This is a genomic window from Mammaliicoccus sp. P-M58 (genome assembly GCF_022386165.1).
Taxonomy (GTDB): domain Bacteria; phylum Bacillota; class Bacilli; order Staphylococcales; family Staphylococcaceae; genus Mammaliicoccus; species Mammaliicoccus sciuri.
Map to the genome: position 1 here is coordinate 245,342 of NZ_JAJNJI010000002.1, position 21,522 is coordinate 266,863.

Sequence of the window (21,522 nt, forward strand, 5' to 3'; positions counted from 1 at the left end):
TATGAAGAAAATCATGATTGTTAATACTAGTGCAGAGTATTATGAAGGGACACGTAAACCAACAGGACTGTGGCTAGGTGAACTCGTTCATTTTTATGATTATTTTAATTCAGAAGATTATCAAATAGATTTATTTAACATAAACGGTGGTGAAACACCTATTGATCCGGTAAGTCTTAATCCACTAATGTTAGATAAAGTAACAAAGGCTTATTATAACGATCATACTTTTATGGAGAAGCTTAAAAACAGTCCATCTATTCGTGAAGCAAATCCTGAAACATATGAAGTCATTTACTTTACCGGCGGACATGGTGTGATGTTTGATTTTCCAGATAATACGTATATTCAAGATGCTGTTAATGAAGTATATCGACACGGTGGCGTTGTCGCAGCAGTGTGCCACGGCATCGCAGCATTATTGAATGTGAAAGATGAAAGCGGCAGGTACTTTATCGATCGTAAACAGATCACTGGATTTTCAAATGCAGAAGAAATATTAGCCAATCGTAAACGTCTAGTTCCGTTTATGCTAGAAAGTGAACTTAAAATCCGAGATGCCAAATACAGTAAAGCAAAAGTACCATTCAGACCATATGTACAAGTAGACAACAGACTCGTTACAGGACAAAATCCACAATCACCAAAGCAAGTCGCACAAGTCGTTGCGCGCATATTGGGTGGAGAAGTAAAATAGCGCAGGAAGACTGAGGTTAGTGTAGGAGAATGTAGTTGTTGGCCATGGTGCTGTGGCAAAAGTGCACGAAGACTACGAGATATCGTCGTTATAGGGTGAAATCAGGTCGTATCGCACGAAGACTGAGAGATATCGTGCGCTAGAGGGTGAAATCAGGCCGTATCGCACGAAGACTGAGAGATATCGTGCGTTAGGGGTTAAAATCGGGGGCAAACGCACGAAGACTGAGAGATATCGTGCGCTAGGGGTTAAAATCGGGGGCAAACGCACGAAGACTGAAAGATATCGTGCGCTAAGGGGTCAAATCAGGCTGTATCGCACGAAGACTGAGAGATATCGTGCGCCCAATTCATACAATCCCGTAATACAAACAAAAGCCGAGACGTTCGTCGTCTCGGCTTTTTAATAATACAAGGCATTCCAACTTCAATAACATGAAGACAATCTGCTTTAGAAAAATTCAACATGAAAAGGATAGAGTGCTATATATTAATACTTTGTTGTTCATATCTATTTGGTTTAAATGGAACGCCTAAATGGCTTCTTAATGTTGTAGAATCATAGTTTGTTTGATAGTATCCTTCTTTTACTAAGATAGGTATAACATTTTCTATAAACTCTTTATATACATTACCAAGTATATGAGGTGTTAAAATAAAACCATCTGCCGCTTTTCCATCAATCCATTCTATAATCTGATGTGCTACTTGTTCATATGTACCAAAAAATGATGAACGTCTTGTAGTTTCTTCTAATGCCACTTCTCTTAAAGTTAAATGATTTTCACGTGCTCTTTTTTCGATAGATTCAGTCGTAGAACGAAAACTATTTTTACCAACATCACCTAATTCAGGAAATGGTTCATCTAATGGATATTGTTTAAAATCATGATGGTCATAGTATCGTCCTAAATAATCTAAAGCTTCATCTACAGTTACAAGATTTTGAATATATTTATATCTTTCTTCGGCTTCAGCTTCAGTTGGAGCTATTATTGGAGACAGCGTAGGATATACACCTACTTCTTCTGGGTTCCTACCAAGCGCTTGTACTTTTGATTTAATATTTTTATACTTTTCTTTAGAACTTTCAATATCTATAGCATTTGTGAAAATTGCATCTGCATATTTAGCAGCAAATTCTACTCCTTTGGAAGATGACCCTGCTTGAAATATAAGAGGTTGACCTTGTTCTGATCGACTTATATTTAATGGACCTTTAACTTTATAATATTCACCGTCGTAATTGAGTTTGTGCATTTTATTTGTATCGACATATTCACCTTTATTCACATTACGCGTAAATGCATCATCTTCGTATGAATCCCAAAGTCCTTGTACAACTTCTAAATGTTCTTTTGCGATATCATATCGTTTGTCGTGTTCGGGGTGCTCGCCTTTATTATAATTATCGGCACTACCTTCTAATGGTGATGTTACAATATTCCAACCAGCACGTCCATTAGATAATTTATCTATTGTCATCAACTGTCTTGCAATAGTAAATGGTTCGCTATATGTAGTAGATATTGTTCCAACCAAACCAATTCGTGTCGTAACAGAAGCAAGAGAAGCCAGTAAAGTAATCGGTTCAAATCGATTTAAAAAATGTGGAATAGATTTCTCATTAATAAATAAGCCGTCTGCGACAAAAACGAAGCTAAATCCAGCATTTTCAGCACGTTTAGTAATATCAATATAGTGGTCAAAGTTAACACTTGCATCACTTGGTACTTCATCTGATTTCCATGCGTGCATGTGACCACCTGGTCCATGAAGCATTACACCAAATTTTATTTTTTTACTCATTTAATCTCCTCTTTCTCTTTAATATTTAATTGGTTTTTAGGGGATAAGTGAAGAATGGTTTGTTTTCTTAATTTATGATCATTTACAGGTATATGTAACATAACTTCATCAATTAAATCTAAGTGGTTCAATTCTTCAATTTGTTTATTTACTTCGTACGTACTTCCTTTTATAATCTCTGTTTCGACTTCTTCTACTTCAAAAGCATCATGTGTCTGAGCTTTAAATTCTTCTACCTGTTCAAGTGAACCTAAATTTAAGGATTTCCCATTATGTAAATGAATTCTATAATTCTTCATAGAATCTTTTACAAAGCGTGCATCTGCATCATTATCGATAATAACAGTTGCTATGGCTACAATGATTTTTCCATCAGGGTATTGATTCTTATATGTTTTAAGAGCTTGATCTAAATTTTCTTGGTTAGCATTAATAAAATGTGCAAATATGAAATTCACTTTTTCACTAGCAGCAAATGATGCAGTATGCTCACTGCCTCCAAGTAAATATACATTTGGTGGGTTCCAATTATTTTCTTTTTGAGTTGTTTTAATATTTGACCATTTATGTGATGAATCAAAATCTCCATGATTAAATTGATTCAATAATTTAAACTTCTCATCAAAATTTTGTTTCCCTTTTTCTAATTCATATTGAAGTATTTCAGTAGACAATGGTAATCCACCGGGTGCTTTACCCACACCTAAATCAACACGATTTGGTGCCAATTGATTAAGTAAGTGAAATTGCTCTACAACTTTAAAAGGATTGTAATGCTGTAACATAATACCACCAGTACCAATATTGATTTTTTCTGTTTTAGCTAATAAATGGGCAACAACTATTTCTGGTGCAGTACTTACAAGGTTATTTGTATTATGATGTTCAGCTACGAAATAACGTGCATAACCAGTTTCTTCTGCAACTACTGCTAATTCTATAGCGTGCTTAAGCGCCTGTTGTGCAGTTCCATTATGTGAGATTGGCACTTGATTAAGAATACTAAAATCCATCTTATAAACCCCCTTTTAACTTTCTGAAAATTGAATATGATAGCAATACTAAATACAATACGCTTTTATGTCAAGTATACATATCTAATTACTCGGAATTAATAAAATATTAAGTTTAAGACGGTTATGTACTCGGCTCATAGTTATTTATCCATTACATCATCAGCGTCATGCCTAGAGTTTTGTATAACTAATATAGGTTTTTAAATTTTTAAAAAATTAAAAAAATAACTATTGACACAGAGTTGAGCAAGTTGTAATGTTTAAAACATACTAAATCTATCGGAATAGTATAAATAAGTATTTTAAACTATATTTTCGAACAAATAGGAGTGAATAAAATGAGCCAATATAATATTAGATTAGCAACATATGGGGACTGGGATGAATATCTTTCTCTTATTAAAGAAGCATACGTACCTTTGAAAGAACTTGGCATTGATTGGCCATCAGTTCGAGTAGATCTGGATGCAGCGAAAAAGAATCTTGAAAGTAATTCTACATATGTATTAGAAAAGGATGGAGAAATTGCATCAACAGTTACGATTAGATTTCCATGGGAGTCTGCAGAATTTGATTCACGATATCCATTCATTTGGTGGTTTGCGACTAAACCTAAATTTAAAGGACAAGGCATAGGTAGAACCTTATTAGATTATGTTGAAAATGACATTTTAAAAAATACACTAAAGTCTCCCGCACTAACTTTAGGAACTTCAGCAAAAAAACACCCATGGTTATTGGATATGTACATAGGGAGAGGTTACAAAGTTTATGAAGAAATTGAAACTGATTACGATGATTTAGTTGTACGAATGTATAAAGAATTAATACCTCATTCATTTGATAAAACACTACTACAACAATAATTATTGGAGGTCTCTATGAAAAAATTATTAAGCTTAGTTATAACATTTGCATTACTTATAGCACTTTCAGGATGCTCTGCTAAAAGTAAGTCCAAAGTCGAAACCATTAATGTCGGGACTGGAACACAATTCCCTAACATTTGCTTTATAGATAAAGACGGTGAATTAACTGGTTATGACGTCGAACTTGTTAAAGAAATTGATAAACGATTACCTAATTATAAATTTAAATTCAAAACAATGAATTTCTCAAATTTATTAGTAAGTTTAGGGCAAAATAAAGTCGATATGGTTGCACATCAAATGGAAAAAAGTGATGAGCGCTCAAAAAAATTCTTATTCAATGAAACGCCTTATAGTGTGTTTCCTTTAAAGCTTTCGGTCTTAAAGGATAACAATGAAATTAAAGATCCTAAAGACTTAAAAGGTAAAAAAGTCGTCGTTTCTGCATCTAGTAACTCCGTACCTGTTATTAAAAAAGTATCTAAGAAACAAAATGATAACTTTGATATTGGATATGCTGGACAAGGTTCTAATGACACAGCTAATCAATTAAAAACAGGAAGAGCTGATGCAACAGTCACAACACCTTTTGCAGTTGATTTTCAGAATAAAACAAGCCCAATTAAACAAAAATCAGTAGGACCAGTATTATCTAATTCTAAAGTTTACTTTATGTTCAACAAGCAAAATAAACCTCTCAGTAAAGATGTAGATAAAGCACTAAAAGAAATTAAAGAAGATGGTACGCTAGAAAAATTAAGTAAGAAATGGCTTGGTGAAAACTATGCTAAATCTTCTTATTGATTAAGGAAGTGATTTGCATTGGACAAATACTTTGATGTCACACTTATATTAGATTTTTTACCAAAACTTATAAAATACTTACCTACTACTTTATATATTTTGACATTATCCCTCATGATTGGGTTTGTTATCGGACTTTTAATCGCACTCACTAAAATATATAAAGTACCTATATTAAATCAGTTAAGTACTATTTATATATCCTTTTTCAGAGGTACACCAATAATCATTCAATTGTTTATTGTGTTCTATGGTATACCAGCTATCACCATGTTATTGGGTATTGATACATCTAATATTCCACCATTATATGCAGCCATCGTCACTTATGCGCTAGGTAGTGGTGCAAGTATAGCTGAAATTATGAGAGGTGCAGTCAATAGCGTTGGAAAAGATCAATCTGATGCTGCTTATAGTATTGCACTGACAAAACGTCAAACTTTTGTGAGAGTCATTTTTCCACAAGCGATGTACCAAGCATTACCCAATTTCGGCAATACGATTATTGGATTTTTAAAAGATACATCATTGGCATTTACGATTGGTGTCATGGATATGTCTGGCCGTGGGGAAACATTAATTTCTTCAAGTAATCACTCATTAGAAGTCTACGTTTCTCTAGCTATCATTTATTATTTAACTGCAATATTATTAGAAAAATTATTCTCTAAAGTAAGTCAGTTGACACGTAAAGGAGATTCACTTACTACAGTATATGATTTGAAAATTTAAGGAGTGATGAGATGAACCTTGATATTCCCTTTATAGGCGTGGCGTTACAAGCGATGGTTAAAGTCATTCCTTTAACTATTTTAATGACCATATTACCAATAATATTCGGTTTATTAATTGCAATTGTAATATCCTTTATTCAAATAAGACACATTAAATTTATGGAACCACTCTCGCATTTTTACACATCATTTTTCAGAAGTACACCTGCTATATTGCACATTATGCTTATATATTTAGGTCTACCAGCTCTTATAAAATTAGTTGCCGATTTCATTCATATTTCAGTTGATCCTAACAAAATACCTGTCGTAGTATTTGTCATTATGGCATTATCATTAACTGCCAGTGCATATTTAACTGAAATTATAAGGTCAGGCATCATATCTGTTGACCATGGTCAAATTGAAGCGGCTTATTCAACCGGAATGACACATAAAGAAGTGTTCCAAAGAATATTGTTGCCTCAAGCTATTGATATTGCTTTCCCTAACTTCACTAATTTGCTAATTGGATTTTTACATACGACTTCAATTGCATCAATCATAGCCGTACCTGAAATTACTGGCACTGCCAATATTGTGGCTGCAGATAATTATTCATTTTTAGAAGCGTTTATAGCTGCAGGTATTATTTACTGGATATTAAGTTTAATCATTGAATACATCCAAAGTATCGCTGAAAAAAGACGATCCGTATATAAGGAGGAATTTTAAATGTTTCAAGCTAAAAATATAGTTAAAAGTTTCAAAGGTGTAGAAGTACTTAAAGGCGTTGATTTATCGGTAAAAACAGGAGAAGTTATTGCTATTCTAGGGCCAAGTGGTTCTGGAAAGACAACATTATTACGTTCCTTAAATCTACTTGAAAAACCAGAACAAGGTGAAATTATTGTTGGTAACAAGCTTATTAATGTAAATAAAACCAATCAACAAGATATTCTAGAACTGAGAAAAAGAACCTCAATGGTCTTCCAACATTACAATTTATTTAAACATAAAACAATTCTTCAAAATGTAACAGAAGCGCTTATTGTCGTACAGAAAAAAACAAAAAAAGAAGCAGTAGAAATTGCAATTTCAGAGCTAGAAAAAGTAGGGTTAGGTGATAAACTCGACCAATATCCAAGTCAATTATCAGGCGGTCAGCAGCAAAGAGCTGGTATAGCTAGAGCACTCGCGATTAATCCTGAAATTATTCTTTTCGACGAACCAACTGCCTCACTAGATCCCGAACTGGTAGGAGAAGTATTAGAAGTCATGCTCAAAATTGCAAATCAAGGTGTCACTATGGTTGTCGTCACACACGAAATGGAATTTGCAAAACATGTCGCTGACAAAGTTGTCTTTATGGACCAAGGCAAAGTCATTGAAGAGGGCACACCTCATGAAATTTTCAATTATCCCAAACAAGAACGCACAAAAAAATTCTTACAAAAAGTTTCGCCAGATTATATATTCGAATTAAAAGAACAACGACAATTACAACATACACTATAATGAAACTAGACTGGGCATGTTATGTGTCGAGTCTTTTTATGTTCGGACTTGAGCGCACGAAGAATGCGAGATATCGTGCGCTACGAGGTAAAATCAGGCCATATCGCACGAAGACTACAAGATATCGTGCGCCCAATTCATACAATCCAGTAATATAGTTAAAAGCCGAGACGACGGACGTCTCGGCTTTTTAATATACTTACGTAATAACCATTTTTCCTACTTTTTCTTTATATTTTTCTATATCGTAGTTGTTGTTTGTATCATCTGTGATGATGACATCAATATCTGAAATAGGGCAGATATTGTGTAAGGATACTTTGTCGAATTTAGAACTATCAGCTAATAAGTATACTTCTTTAGCTTGTGAAACCATCAGTTCTTTAGCTGGTGATAATTCAGAACTATAATGTGTTACGCCTCGTTCTGCGTGTACGGCTGGTGTTCCTAAAAATAACTTGGCTGGATTAAGGCCAGCTAATGTTTGGTTAGTAATTTGGCCGTTTAATATATAGTTGTTTTTATACAAGATGCCACCAGTTACGATGATTTTGTTCTGAGATGAATTTAAGATTGAAGCGATATGGATATCATTTGTGATAATAGTTAAATCTGATTTATCGACTAAATGTTTAGCGAATTGTAATGTTGTGGATCCGGAATCGATAATAATCGTATCTCGATCTTCTACAAATTCAACTGCTTTTTTACCAATTGCTTCTTTTTGAGCTTTATGACTAGATTCTCTATCGTCAAAATCTAATTCATCTACAACTTCATTGCTTATTAGTACGACACCACCATGCGTTCTCTTTATATGGTTAAACTGTTCTAAATTTTTCAAATCTCTACGAATTGTTGCATCATGAACGTCAAATGCAACAGATAATTCATGTACGGTTGCTTTTTTATGCTGTTTTAAAAAATTAATAATATTTTGTTCACGTTCTGCAGGTAACATAGAAACATCTCCATCATGATATTTATTCTATTATATCAAAATTTAAAGTATTGATGTCTCTTTTTTATACTTCAGGCTCTTGTAACGTGTTATTTGGCAACTTAATAAAGTAAGTAAGAATTGAGCTAATGAAATATAGTATAGCAAGGATCCAAATGACACCTCTTGCATCAACAATATCGATAAATAAGTTTACAATCATTGGTCCAATAAATACAGGTAACCCTGCACCTAAATTTAATACAGCAAGTGCTGCACCTTTGTCTTTTGTTACGAGTGAAGGTACTAATGCTGAAAGTGGTACATAAGCAGCTAATAAAGCACCCCAAATAATACCGACTATTGTAAGGAGGACTAAATTACCATCCGTCCATAATGGAATGTAACCGATAAGTAATGTTGTAATACCACATCCAACACCACCAAATAGCATAATCGTATTGCGCCAACCAATTTTATCTCCGACAATACCAAAGATGAGGTTAAAGGCAATGTTTGAAATAAAGATCGCAGACCATACACCTAACCATTTTGATGTTGGAATACCAAATGACGCTAAGTATATTGGTAAAAATACTGGGAATGCAAATTGTGCAGTTGTGTTGATTACACGCACAATACCACCTAATAATACTTTAGGTTCATCTTTCATAATGGTAATACCTTTAAATATTTCAGCAAGCTTTTCTTTAGAGTTACCTTTATTCGTTGGTAATGTATCTCGGTTTACGAATAATGCAAACACACCACCTAATAGTACCCAGAATAATGAACTCCATAATGTGTTAATATGACCTAATACTTCGATAGCAAATATAGAATAAACTGCACCTAAAACATTTAATCCACCAGTGAAGACAAACCAGAACCATCCTACTGCAGATCCTAATTGTTTTTGTTCAGCTCTGTAAGAAATCCAAACTAAGAATGAATATGCAAATAAAGGATAACCGAATCCTCTTAAAGCATATGCTGGCATCATCAATGCTAAGTTCTCAGACGGTATAGCAAAGCCAACAAAGAATATCGTTCCTAATATATATAAGAATAAACCGAGTGCCATAGTCTTCTTACCACCAAGCGATTCGGCAAGAACACCACTAAACCAACTTGAAATGGCAATTGTTACACCATAACTTGCAAAGAGAATACTCGTTTCTCTAATAGAAAAGCCTTGTTCATGTAACCATGGACTTAGCCATCCAATTTCTAACCCGTCACCCATCATGAAGATAAGTATCCCAATATAACCCCATACGATTTTTCTAGGCATACCTAATACAGTTTGATTTGTATTCATCATTCATCATCCCCTTATTTGATTGTTTACCAATTATATTTTAAGTAAGTCTTTTTCCATCCCTTATGCGCTGCTGCATCATCCATTGCATGATTTAAATCTTTTATTTCTTTAATATCGTAGTAATTTTCAGGAATTAATTTACGTAATGCTTCTTGATAATCTTTGTTCTCGAAATAAGAAATTAATTGTTCAAACTCTCTTTTTGTACTACGTGAACTTCCTGATAACGTTAAGCCTTTTTCTAAAATATCTCTTGTGTTAATAGGTACTAATTCTTCAGTCACACCCATTAAGATGAGATTTCCTTGTCTATCTATTAAATCAATTGCTTGGTTAATAGCTGATTCAGAGAATTTACCACCTGTACATTCAAAGACAGTGTGTATACCTGAAGCATTTTTGAAATCATAATCGAAGACGAGGTGAGTTGTCGCGAAAGTGCTGAATTCATTTAACTTTTCTTCAACAGCTCCAAATACAATTAAGTTCTCTTTCTCTATTCCGTGAATAAAATGTAATGCAGTTGCGGCTAAATAACCGACAGGACCATCTCCAAATACAGCTACTTTTGGTGATCCTTCAGTAGTGATTTGTTTCAACTGATTAATAGGAAATAGTGAAACGGAACAAAGTTCTGCCAAGAGTGCGACATCTTCGTCTAAATCTTCAGGTACTTTTACGACGTTATCACCATGAATCACTAATTGACTTTGGCAAATACCATCATAGCCACTACCCATAAATACGGCGTTCTCATCGTAGTTATCTTGTAATTCTGTTTCTTCAAAATCACCTTTTTGTAATCTAGATGGTATATTAGGTACGATGACAACTTTATCGCCTGCTTTAATATGTTCATGATTAGAATCTTCAACGATTCCAATACCTTCGTGGAATAAAGCCATAGGTAATTTCTTCTTTAAAGCTTCTGGACGACGATTTCCTGTGTAATATCTTAAATCTGCATGACATACACTTGCTTTAATAGGTTTGATAATGACATCATTCTCTCCATAATCATGTTTAATATTTGTTTCTTGAAAGACGCCAGGCTCTGTTAGTCTATAAGCGCGTGAAATTATCTCTTTGTTCATTTGTGCTCATTCCCCCGATATATAAAGTTCATTTGTGTTTATATGGGTATAATATACTCGTTTATACAATAATGTCAACAAAATTTGTTCATTTTTATTGATTTTGTGTTCATTTATGCTTATTATAATGAGTGAGCGCTTTCAATTAGGAGGTTATATAAATGACTTACAGTATAGGGATAGATTATGGAACGGGTTCAGGTAGGGTCTTTCTCGTTCAAACAGAAGACGGAAAAATTATTTCTCAATTTATAAAAACATATACACATGGCACGATTGATGAATATTTACATGATCAAAAGTTACCTCATGGCTTTTCATTACAAAATGGTAATGATTATTTAGAAGTATTAGAAGAAGGTATTCCTTATGTCATTGATGATGCTAAGATTAATGCTGATGAGATTGTTGGACTAGGCATTGATTTTACGTCATCTACTGTTGTATTTGTTGATGAAAATATGAATCCAATCCATACTAAATCAGGATTTGAAGATAATCCGCATGCATATGTAAAGCTATGGAAACATCACGGTGCAGAAGAAGAGGCTAAATTATTGTATGAAACAGCCATTAATCAAAAACAACGATGGTTAGGAAACTATGGATATAACGTAAGTAGTGAATGGATGATTCCAAAAATAATGGAAGTTATGAATAAGGCACCTGAAGTTATTAAAGAATCGTATGCCATTATGGATGCAGGTGATTGGATTGTAAATAAATTAACCAATCAGAACATTAGATCTAACTGTGGTTTAGGTTTTAAATCATTTTGGGAAAAAGAAAATGGTTTTCATTATGATTTATTCGATAAAGTTGATGAATCATTATCCAATGTCGTATCAGAAAAGTTAGAAGCACCTGTTATTAATGTTGGTGAATCTGCAGGTTACATATCACCAGAAATGGCGTCTAAATTAGGCTTGTCAAAACAAACACAAGTGAGCCCATTTATCATTGATGCACATTCTAGTTTATTAGGCATTGGTTCAGAAAGAGAAGGGCAAATGACGATGGTGATGGGTACAAGTACATGTCATTTAATGTTAAGTAATGAGCAGAAAAAAGTACCAGGTATATCTGGGTCAGTAAAAGGTGCCATTATTCCTGAACTATATGCATATGAAGCAGGGCAATCAGCAGTTGGAGATTTATTCGAATTTACAGTTAATCAAGCACCAAAAGCATATTGTGAAGAAGCGGATGAAAAGGGGATTTCCATTCATCAATTGTTAGAAGAAAAATCAAGTCATAAAATGCCAGGAGAAAGTGGATTAATCGCTTTAGATTGGCATAACGGCAATAGAAGTGTACTAAGTGATAGTAGTTTGAGAGGTAGTATATTTGGACTGACATTACACACGAAATATGAAGATATTTATCGCGCATATCTTGAAGCAACAGCATATGGTACAAAGATGATTATGAAACAATATGAAGATTGGGGTATGCATGTTGAAGATGTATTTGCATGTGGCGGTATACCGAAACGTAATAAATTGCTTATGGAAATATATGCAAATGTACTCAATAAGAAAGTAACCGTTATAGATAGCGAGTGTGCCCCAGCAATAGGGGCTGCAATATTAGGCGCAGTAGCAGGAGGCGCTTATCAAACTGTCAAAAAAGCGGCACAAGCAATGAAAGAACCAGTACTATACGAAATAGAACCAACAACAAATAAAGTGGAGAACTATGAAACACTCTTTAATGCATATAAAGAACTACATGACATACATGGCTATAAAAAGGCAAGAATCATGAAGTCAGTCTTAGCGTTGGCTGAATAAAATAGAGAGTTGAGGGCGGTCATGGGTGCACGAAGACTGAAAGATATCGTGCAGTTAGGGTTCAAATTAGGTCGTATCGCACGAAGACTCCAAAGGTATCGTGCGCCAATTTCATACAATCCAGTAATATAGTTAAAAGCCGAGACGTCCGATGTCTCGGCTTTTTAATATTTAAGTATTGATCTCTTCAATTCCTGAGACATCAAATTAATAATGATAAATATATATAATATGCCAACTAATGGTGCGTAGAATATCCACCAGTTTGTTGTTAGCTCATTTGAGTGAAAGCTTAATAAACTGCTTAAGTCATTGATGCTTGGTCGTTCTATAATTTCGCATGCGGGTCCGTAGCAAACCTTCGTGCCTCCGAAGAATATTTTGAAGAAGGCTAGGTGTGTCATGACGAGTAGGGTTTGAAAACATATTCTCAAAAATATGATCAAATATTGAGTTTGTATGTTAGGTAATACTTGTTTGATAAAAATATGTTTATCATTAGGACTAATGGTATAAGCAGCTTCGATATAGTCTTGATTTAATATGTGCTGGGTTGATTCTTTTATCAGCATAGTAGTCGTCGGGATCATTAAGATTGTAAGAATGATGATATTGTAAGTCATTCTAAATTGCATAGTAGTCGTAAAGCCATCTATTGTTTCATATAGCAAAGGTTGTAATAAAATATACGCTAATATAGATTGAGGAATATAAAATAAAGCATTAGAAAAGACACTGTAAATACTTGTTGTTTTGCGATTAAATGCTAAATAAGTTCCCATTACAATTGAACAAAGAACCGATAAACTTGATATGACGATGATAATCAGTAAAGTGATACGATATCCGGATAACACTTCAAATAACATGTTTTTAGAAGCGGCATCCACACCAAACAATGCTTTAAAGCTAGGTGCAAATGGCGAGCTTTTCATAATATCCCCATTAGAATTGTATAGAAAATTCATAGGTTTAGGCGTGATGTTTAGTAAATCAAAATAAATTACACCAACTAGCGCAGGTAAGATAAGTAACGTTAATAGTATATAAAATTTCTTCATGATAACCCTCCCCTTACGCCAGTGATGGTAAATAACACTTTATGACTCATAAATATGGCGAGAGATACAGGTGCATAAATCAATATAAACGTGACAAATAATACTTCTGGAGAGCCGTAATCAAATATAAATGATAACAAACCGTGCATGTTAAAGATTCTTTCCAAAAGTAATAAACTTGAAAGCGTGATCCAAATAATATGTTTAAAATTGATTAAATATGATGCAAACAAATTCCTTAATATGTGTTTAAAATATAGCTCTACATTTGATAAACCCTTCGTTCTAGAAAATTCAATATAATCTGCACGAGATACATCATCTAGAATACTACTTAAAAATGTCACACTACTCACTAAAGGTATAATCGATAGCACCAAAATAGGGAATATTAAAGCTTTATCCTCTGAACTATTCGCTACATTAAACAATAGAATATCTGTATATCGATAAAATAATATCACCAATGAAATAGAAAAAGGTATGTAAAATATATCCGGGATAATAGATAGAACCGTATTAATTTTTAAATACCATTTTTTAATATGGTCATTAACATATAAAAGGTATGTAAATAATAAAGATACGATAAAAGCTAACAATAGCGCAGCAAACAAAATCACAATAGTATTTATCCAAGGTTCAATAAAGAACGGAAATAAACTGCGTTCAACATGTGATATTTTATTTGTAAATATAATATCTTGAGGATGAAATATGTATAAAAATGTCGACTTCAAGGCATTAAGATAGTTCAAGAAACTAAAACGTTGATCATCAAATAAAGCAGGCAAACACGCTAATAATAAGAATGCAATTATCGTCATGGTGAAATTGAATAATTTTCTCATAAAGCATTTACCTACTTTCTAAAGATAATATGTATAACTTCTAGTGTAAAATGATACTTATATTTAATTTACATATATTTGAAGATATTTACAAGGGTGTATAGAAAGTAATGTTGCTGAGAAGTGAAATAAAAGCCACGACGTAATTTGTCATGGCTTTTACTAATCTTATTTAGACTTTATATACCACGCATCCATTGCGGAGTGGTCAGAACCTGGGAGTGGTTCGTTTAACAGTGTAAATCCAAATTTCTCATATAGGATACATGCTGCTTTTAATTCATGCATTGTTTCTAAATAACATTGTTCATAATGTTCAAAGGCAAAGGATAGTGCTGTTTCCATAAGTTTCTTAGAAAGTCCTAGACCTTGTGCTTTTGGAATTAAGTATAACTTTTGTAATTCGCAAACTTTATCATGTTCGTTAAATGGCGCTATTCCAACGCCACCAACAATTTCTCCTTCAATTTCAGCTACCCAATAGTTCGCATGTTTTAAATTCGCATAATATTGGTGAAGATCATTAAGTTGAGGATCATAATATGCTGACCCAGGAATCGCAAGGCCAAGTGATTCTAATGAATCTTGTATAATTTCTTTTACTTTTGCGTTATCATCTTGTTTCATCTCTCGAATAATCATAAAAGAACTCCTTCACTTTGGGCTTAATCATTATCATGTTAGATTAATTTAGTTTAAATAATATTAGGACTCATTATATATGAAGCCAATCATTTTGCCCAATTATTAGTGGAAATATCTAAATATCAAGACAACAAAAAAGCCATGACGTTATTTATCACGGCTTTCGCGTACTTGAGTATTTCTTCTATTTATATAAAGAATGATAACGCCAACTACGACAAAATAATAGATTAGCATTGTATAAATATTTGCCCATCCAGCTGCTTTTATCAGGATAAAACCTAAAGTCACACTCATGAATATCGAGAGATTTATAAATAACTCTTTAATCTTTTGCCTTCGTGTTACATGTATTTGACTCTCGTGAAATTGATATCTTAAATATATACCAACACTGTAGGCAAATAAACATATCATATATGAAATATCATTATGCGTCATATAGACAATTACATCATAAATGACATTGATTAAAATAATTCCCAATACAACAAATAACTCGACCATCTTGTATCACCTAAGTAAAAGTTTTGAATTTGTTAATAGTGCTATTAAAGTATTCGTTTTTAACATATCAAAAGTATACTACATAAACAATATTAAAATAAAAGCACTTTCCATTAGATAAAAATGAAAGAAGTGGGTGTTCAAGATATGTCTATTATTATTGATATCTATTTTCCACATGCTTTTGTTCAATAATATTGCCTTCAGCATCTTTTTTAACGATGTCTTCGCCTTTCGTAGTATAAGTACCGATGATTTCACCGTGTTCATTACGATAGTTAACATACCACTTGCCGTTATTATCATGCCTAACAATATCTACTGTATATTTACTATCTCCTATTGGTTCACCTTCAAAATCAGAAATCATACCATAAACTTGTGATCTAAGGTGTGCTTCCGTACCGGGACTTTCTTGTAATTCGAATTCTTTTCTTGTTTCGTCATCTATGAATGGATGTTCTTTCTTAAATTCAATTTTATTTGCGAGTTCTTCAAGTGATGTATAATTTTTATTTTTATCATATAAGTCTTGTAGGTTGTATTCTTTTCCTGTTTCTAACAACTCTTTATACGTCATAGCGCCCTGTGTGCCGCCTACATATAATTTGTCTTTACTCAAACCAACTACAGTTGAAAATGAACCTTTTGCTGGGTAAACTGAATAAAATTTCATATCATCAGGTGCATTTTTTATATGGTTATCATCTATTAATAATAGTTTATATAGTTTCTTATTTTCTTTCTCACCTTGTACATTCTGTTCATAAATACCTTGTAATACTTCATCTTTTGTTACGATATATTTTCCATCTTCATCAGCAAAAAAGGCTAAAGCTAATTTCGTCTTATTTGATACGTCATTAACATCTGTTTTTACATTTTTAGCTTGTTTAGGTTTATTCTCATTAGCTTTAGATTCATTTTTAGAGTTATCTTTTTGCTTACTTTCAGTTTTAGTACTTTCATCCTTTTGATGTGCATTTGATTTTTCTTTATCACTACTACACGCAGCACATAATAGTACTAAAATACTTGCTACAGCCATTAATTTCTTCATGCTGAAAATTCCTCCTTTGTTTTGAATAAACTACTTAATATAGAAAAGAATAAAAATATTTATATTATATATAACTATTGTAGCAAAAAGTATGACGCATTAAACCCTAAATTTTCCAAATTATAGTAGAGTATAAATGAAACAACCTGAACTTCAGTAAATAAGTTCAGGTTGTTTATCATCATATAAAAGATTTTATCTTAGTCATGTATGTGATTTCCCAAGCAATAATGAATCATTTATTCTCCATCATTATTAATAGATGCATGTAACGTTTCTTCTGGGTAGTCATCTTTTTTAATTTTGATTGTATTATCGTCAATATACGTTATAATCATTTTACTATTTTTAAGTACGGGGTTACTTACTTCATGAAGTTTTGATTCTGGTGTTTTTGCTATAACACCTTCAACAGAATGATCATCGATTTTTTTAATCTGATACATTTCACTACCCTTGTCTTTAAATAAATCTTTATTTTTCCCGTCATAAATAATACTCTGTCCATCAATAGTGAATGTTTGATCATGTCTGTCTTCTTGACCATATTGCCATATGTGGTCAATGTCAGTTATCTTCCCATAAGCATTCGTGTCTTTATATAACAACTTTTCCAATTGCTCTTTTTCTTTCTTAGATACTACATAATAATGATAATACACGAGTAGCTTTGTCCAACTTAATCAACTCCTGATGTATAATATATACATTTAAATGGACACCATAAGTCCATTGTTTATTTTGTTTCAATGAAAATTCTATTGTAAATTCTTCACATAATTCAATTGATAATGATTATCAACTAGGTTATCATGTTATTGTAAGTTTCTATAAAAAATTAATAATAACATTAAAAAGATAAATATATTCATAGTAGTAATGAAATGTTATATAAAAAGAGGTGAATTATGATAACATGCAACCTATAATAAATTTATCAGATTTAGAAGAACGTATTCCGAAAAATGATGTAGCACGTATAGTGAAGTTTATCGTTGATAGTGTACCAGAAACAAAGTTTGATGATTGTGAAGAGCGGTTTGGTATAAGTGACCATCACTCTAAAATAATGCTCAAAATTATTTTATATGCCTATACACAATCTAAATACTCAGGTAAAGAAATTGATTTTGCATTAAGAGACAGTACACGAATGATGTGGTTAGCTCAAATGCATGTACCAACATTTGATTTTATCAATCTCTTTCGCAGTATCGATGAGATAAACAATTTGGTGCAAACTTTATATATTAATTTGAGGTCGAATTTGATTAAACAACAATTAATTGACCCCAAAAGTGAATATATGGATATCGTAAATGAAGATGCCAAAATTGATAAACAATCATTTATTTGGAATGAAAAATTTGAAGAAAACAATACTTACAATCAAGAAGCAAAAGAAGTATATCAAGAAATATTAAGAACTAAAATTTTGCCATCTATAACACATGAAACTGAAATGTAATAAGAAAAACAGTAGCATCTAAACACGAATAATGAAAACTTAATAAACAATATTTTCTGAGGCTGGGACATAATGTAATGTCTCAGCTTCTTTAAGCATCTTGGCAGTAGATGACTGATTTGAAAACGCACTTGTATCAAGCTTTTTTCAATTCTAGTCATCCTTGCCGGGGCGGGACTACGAAATCTTTTTATTCAAATTAGATTTCTGTCCCGCTCCCAATTTTAATTTAAATACTATTTACCATCATTATTATATTTGATTAATAATATGAATTTTCTAAACTTGCGTATTCATTTTAAAAATGTTACTTTATTTATATCATTAAATAGTAATGATTACGATTTAGGAAGTGTTAAAATGGAAAAAACAAATAAAGTAGTGATTATTGGTGCGGGTCCTGCTGGTATAGGTATGGCTATTGCATTAATTGAAATGGGATTAGATGATATTCTTATATTAGATAAAGGACAAGTTGGTGAATCTTTTAAAAATTGGCCATTATCAACTCGTTTTATCACACCTTCGTTTACAACAAATGGATTTGGAACACCAGATATTAACGCAATCATACCTCATAGTTCTCCTGCTTTTACTTTTAAAAAAGAACATATTTCAGGTAAAGAGTATGTTCAATATTTAGAAGCGCTTGTACAGATTTATAACTTGAAAATTGACCAACATACAAATGTATTAGATGTATCCAATAATATAGACAAAGGCACATATAAAGTTTATACAGATTATGGGACTATTGATGCTGAATATATCTTTGTTGCGACAGGGAATTTTTCATATCCTTATAAACCGTTTAAACATGGTAGACATTATAGTGAGGTTGAAAAATTTACAGATATAAATGGGGAAAAGGCTGTCGTGATCGGAGGTAATGAAAGTGGATTTGATGCAGCGCTCAATTTAGCATTATCCGGTAAAATTGTCGATATTTATACGAATTCTACAAGTTATAAACAAGAAGATGCTGATCCAAGTATTCGACTTTCTCCTTATACACACCAACGATATGAAGAATTAAAGGAACTTGGTTATCCCATACGTATTCATACCGAACATGTGGTGAAAGAAATTGAGTATAGAAATGGTCAATATGTTATTCAATTTAACGGCGTACACGACGATGTGAAAATTTCCGAAGAACCGATACTTGCTACTGGATTTAATCCTGTTCAACATAATCGACTAACTCGAATATTATTTGAAAATGATGGTACAAATTTTATGCTAACTGACGATGATGAATCAACAATTAATCCTAATGTCTTTATGATAGGAGATACGGTTAAACATCAAGATGTTATTCTTTGTTATATTTACAAATTTAGAACGCGTTTAGCTGTTCTAGCAAAATTAATATGTGACCGAGAAAGCTTTGAAGCAAATGAAGATGCTATAGAGTTCTATCAATCAAATCAAATGTTTTTAGATGATTATGATTGTTGTGATGTGAACTGTTCATGTTAAAAGTTGAATATAATATTAAAAATGGAACTTGTTCACCGATACCAAACGGTGAACATTATATTGTGATTAAGCAGCTAAAAAAACTATCAACAGAGCAGAAATTACAGTTTAAAAGGTATATCATTCAAAAGCAATTAAAGCTCACACTAGATGAAAACTGTAAGCAAAAGATAGATGACCCTGACGAATCAAAATATATTATCTCTGAATTGAACATCTTAAGACAAGAACAAGCGAAACATATTCCTAAAGTAAAAGACATGTTTTTAGCTTTTACTTTAATCATATTAATGTTTATGTTGCCAATATATATTTCTTATTATTTATCTCAATATATTCAAAATCATTGGGTAGAGCAGTTTTTAGACTATGTAATACATACTGTTCAATTCGACGAAAAGACTTTGAATGACTTATTATTTGGAGATTATGGGTTATTGTCACTCGGCATATATTCAATCATTTGGGCATTACCTGTTGTCGTTTTCATTAGTATTTCTACAAATATTATCAGTGAAAGTCATTTAAAATCTTATATCGTTTGGTCAATCGATCCAGTTATGACAAAAGTAGGATTAACTGGTTACGATATTGTACCAGTTATTGAAGGATTTGGTTGTAATTCCGCAGCAGTATTGCGTGCCAATCATGATTGTAGTGCTTGCACTAAAAATAACTGTATGAGTATGGTTAGCTTTGGTTCATCATGTAGTTATCAAATTGGCGCGACACTTTCACTATTCAGTGTAATCAAAGCCCCATGGTTATTTATTCCTTATTTAATAATCGTATTTATCGGTGGTTTAATACATATTAAACTATGGTCCTCAAAAAGCATGATACCAACTCATTATTTTGTGTTAGATAAAGTTAGAAAGCCTTCAATTATAGCTGTATGGAAAGAATCCAAACAGACTATTCTGTCATTCTTAGCTCAAGCTTTACCAATATTTATGATGATTTGTGTATGTGCGAGTATCCTTTCTATGACACCTATTTTATTGTGGGCTGCAAATGTCTTTAATCCAATTTTACAGTTGATGAATGCACCTCAAGAGATGTCAACGGGTATTCTATTCTCAATGATTAGAAAAGATGGTATGTTGTTGTTCAATATGAATCAGGGCTCATTATTGCAAACGATGTCGTTAAAAAGTGTGTTCTTATTAGTATTATTTAGTTCAACATTTTCTGCATGTTCTGTAACAATCACTATGATAATTAAAAATTTAGGGTGGAAGCAAGGTCTAGGTATTGTCGTAAAACAAATGATTACAGCGACCATTTGCTTATGTGGAACTGTATTGATTATGAATTTATTTGGAGGGATTTAATTGATATTATCAGATCAAGATATTAAGCGGTTTATTAGTGAAGGTCAAGTAAGTGTCACACCTTATCGAGAACAACTTATAGAACCCGCTTCTATTGATTTAACATTAGGCAATCATTTTCTACTACCCATTTCACCAAAAGATAATGTGCAATCGTTGAAAGATCCTATTCAATATGATGAAGTTGTTGCCAAAACTTTTACAATACCAGGTAAATCATTTGTATTAGCGACTACACAGGAATGTGTGAAACTTTCAAATATGATGACGGGTTTTGTAGAAGGGAGGAGTTCAATTGGCAGAGCGGGTTTATTTATACAGAATGCTGGTTGGGTAGATCCGGGGTTTGAAGGTCATATTACTTTAGAATTATTTAATGCGAATGATTTCTCATTAAAAATTGAAGAAAACCAACGGATATGTCAACTTGTAATAGCACGTACACATTTACCTGCTATTTCTGGGTACAATGGAAAGTATCAAAGACAAGTCAACACAACAGGTAGTAAAGTGTTTATGGATTTTGACAAATATTAAA

The 21,522-nt window shown here is 32.6% G+C and carries 21 protein-coding genes; 11 read left to right on the top strand and 10 right to left on the bottom strand.

Going from position 1 to position 21,522, the window contains the following annotated elements:
• Nucleotide 1 precedes the first annotated feature (1 nt).
• The gene (locus LQ694_RS03520; RefSeq protein ID WP_196968718.1) at nt 2-697 is read left to right on the top strand and encodes a type 1 glutamine amidotransferase domain-containing protein; all 696 of its coding nucleotides are present in this window, start codon (nt 2-4) and stop codon (nt 695-697) included.
• Between the two features lie 482 nt (nt 698-1,179).
• On the opposite strand, the gene LQ694_RS03525 is transcribed toward LQ694_RS03520, so the two are convergent.
• Complete coding sequence (locus tag LQ694_RS03525) at nt 1,180-2,505, bottom strand: LLM class flavin-dependent oxidoreductase (RefSeq protein ID WP_196968717.1); 1,326 nt, start codon at nt 2,503-2,505, stop codon at nt 1,180-1,182.
• A complete protein-coding gene (locus tag LQ694_RS03530) occupies nt 2,502-3,518 on the bottom strand; it encodes an MsnO8 family LLM class oxidoreductase (RefSeq protein WP_196968716.1) in 1,017 nt (338 codons plus the stop codon). Before LQ694_RS03530 ends, LQ694_RS03525 begins: the two co-directional genes overlap by 4 nt.
• A 341-nt stretch (nt 3,519-3,859) precedes the next feature.
• Between LQ694_RS03530 and LQ694_RS03535 the strand changes: the two genes are divergently transcribed.
• Genes LQ694_RS03535 through LQ694_RS03555 form a run of 5 tightly spaced genes read left to right on the top strand, consistent with a single transcriptional unit; the run spans nt 3,860 to nt 7,425 of the window.
• Nucleotides 3,860-4,387 (top strand): GNAT family N-acetyltransferase, encoded by a 528-nt coding sequence (locus LQ694_RS03535; protein WP_196968715.1) that lies wholly within the window; start codon nt 3,860-3,862, stop codon nt 4,385-4,387.
• A 15-nt stretch (nt 4,388-4,402) separates the two neighbouring features.
• Entirely contained in the window at nt 4,403-5,194 is a 792-nt protein-coding gene (locus tag LQ694_RS03540) for a transporter substrate-binding domain-containing protein (protein WP_196968714.1), read from the top strand.
• 18 nt (nt 5,195-5,212) lie between these two features.
• Nucleotides 5,213-5,926 carry an amino acid ABC transporter permease gene (locus LQ694_RS03545; RefSeq protein WP_196968713.1) on the top strand — a complete coding sequence of 238 codons (714 nt, stop codon included), beginning with the start codon at nt 5,213-5,215 and terminating at the stop codon, nt 5,924-5,926.
• Nucleotides 5,927-5,937: 11 nt separating this feature from the next.
• Complete coding sequence (locus LQ694_RS03550; RefSeq protein WP_218697034.1) at nt 5,938-6,642, top strand: amino acid ABC transporter permease; 705 nt, start codon at nt 5,938-5,940, stop codon at nt 6,640-6,642.
• A complete protein-coding gene (locus tag LQ694_RS03555) occupies nt 6,643-7,425 on the top strand; it encodes an amino acid ABC transporter ATP-binding protein (protein WP_196968711.1) in 783 nt (260 codons plus the stop codon).
• Between the two features lie 199 nt (nt 7,426-7,624).
• Here the strand turns inward: LQ694_RS03555 and LQ694_RS03560 are convergent, their stop codons facing one another.
• The 3 genes from LQ694_RS03560 to LQ694_RS03570 all read right to left on the bottom strand — a co-directional run bounded on the left by LQ694_RS03560 (nt 7,625) and on the right by LQ694_RS03570 (nt 10,783).
• Complete coding sequence (locus LQ694_RS03560; RefSeq protein WP_218697036.1) at nt 7,625-8,386, bottom strand: DeoR/GlpR family DNA-binding transcription regulator; 762 nt, start codon at nt 8,384-8,386, stop codon at nt 7,625-7,627.
• 64 nt (nt 8,387-8,450) lie between these two features.
• Nucleotides 8,451-9,686 carry an MFS transporter gene (locus LQ694_RS03565; RefSeq protein ID WP_370688583.1) on the bottom strand — a complete coding sequence of 412 codons (1,236 nt, stop codon included), beginning with the start codon at nt 9,684-9,686 and terminating at the stop codon, nt 8,451-8,453.
• A gap of 26 nt (nt 9,687-9,712) precedes the next feature.
• Nucleotides 9,713-10,783, bottom strand: a complete 1,071-nt coding sequence (locus LQ694_RS03570; protein WP_218697040.1) for an alcohol dehydrogenase catalytic domain-containing protein — start codon at nt 10,781-10,783, stop codon at nt 9,713-9,715.
• Between the two features lie 161 nt (nt 10,784-10,944).
• Between LQ694_RS03570 and LQ694_RS03575 the strand changes: the two genes are divergently transcribed.
• Entirely contained in the window at nt 10,945-12,576 is a 1,632-nt protein-coding gene (locus tag LQ694_RS03575) for a ribulokinase (protein WP_218697042.1), read from the top strand.
• 164 nt (nt 12,577-12,740) lie between these two features.
• Here the strand turns inward: LQ694_RS03575 and LQ694_RS03580 are convergent, their stop codons facing one another.
• From LQ694_RS03580 to LQ694_RS03600, 5 genes are all read right to left on the bottom strand, one after another.
• Nucleotides 12,741-13,637, bottom strand: a complete 897-nt coding sequence (locus LQ694_RS03580) for an ABC transporter permease subunit (protein ID WP_218697043.1) — start codon at nt 13,635-13,637, stop codon at nt 12,741-12,743.
• Entirely contained in the window at nt 13,634-14,488 is an 855-nt protein-coding gene (locus tag LQ694_RS03585; RefSeq protein WP_218697044.1) for an ABC transporter permease family protein, read from the bottom strand. The genes LQ694_RS03580 and LQ694_RS03585 overlap by 4 nt, the downstream gene beginning before the upstream one ends.
• A 168-nt stretch (nt 14,489-14,656) precedes the next feature.
• Nucleotides 14,657-15,130 carry a GNAT family N-acetyltransferase gene (locus tag LQ694_RS03590; protein WP_065381451.1) on the bottom strand — a complete coding sequence of 158 codons (474 nt, stop codon included), beginning with the start codon at nt 15,128-15,130 and terminating at the stop codon, nt 14,657-14,659.
• Nucleotides 15,131-15,797: 667 nt separating this feature from the next.
• Nucleotides 15,798-16,700, bottom strand: a complete 903-nt coding sequence (locus LQ694_RS03595) for a hypothetical protein (protein ID WP_218697045.1) — start codon at nt 16,698-16,700, stop codon at nt 15,798-15,800.
• Between the two features lie 239 nt (nt 16,701-16,939).
• A complete protein-coding gene (locus LQ694_RS03600) occupies nt 16,940-17,362 on the bottom strand; it encodes a hypothetical protein (protein ID WP_196968706.1) in 423 nt (140 codons plus the stop codon).
• Nucleotides 17,363-17,616: 254 nt separating this feature from the next.
• Between LQ694_RS03600 and LQ694_RS03605 the strand changes: the two genes are divergently transcribed.
• The 4 genes from LQ694_RS03605 (at nt 17,617) to dcd (ending at nt 21,521) form a co-directional block, all read left to right on the top strand.
• Nucleotides 17,617-18,168, top strand: a complete 552-nt coding sequence (locus LQ694_RS03605; protein ID WP_218697046.1) for a transposase — start codon at nt 17,617-17,619, stop codon at nt 18,166-18,168.
• A gap of 360 nt (nt 18,169-18,528) precedes the next feature.
• A complete protein-coding gene (locus tag LQ694_RS03610; protein ID WP_218697047.1) occupies nt 18,529-19,650 on the top strand; it encodes an NAD(P)/FAD-dependent oxidoreductase in 1,122 nt (373 codons plus the stop codon).
• Entirely contained in the window at nt 19,644-20,984 is a 1,341-nt protein-coding gene (locus LQ694_RS03615) for a nucleoside recognition domain-containing protein (RefSeq protein ID WP_218697048.1), read from the top strand. Before LQ694_RS03610 ends, LQ694_RS03615 begins: the two co-directional genes overlap by 7 nt.
• Complete coding sequence (dcd, locus tag LQ694_RS03620) at nt 20,985-21,521, top strand: dCTP deaminase (protein WP_058611792.1); 537 nt, start codon at nt 20,985-20,987, stop codon at nt 21,519-21,521.
• Nucleotide 21,522 lies beyond the last annotated feature (1 nt).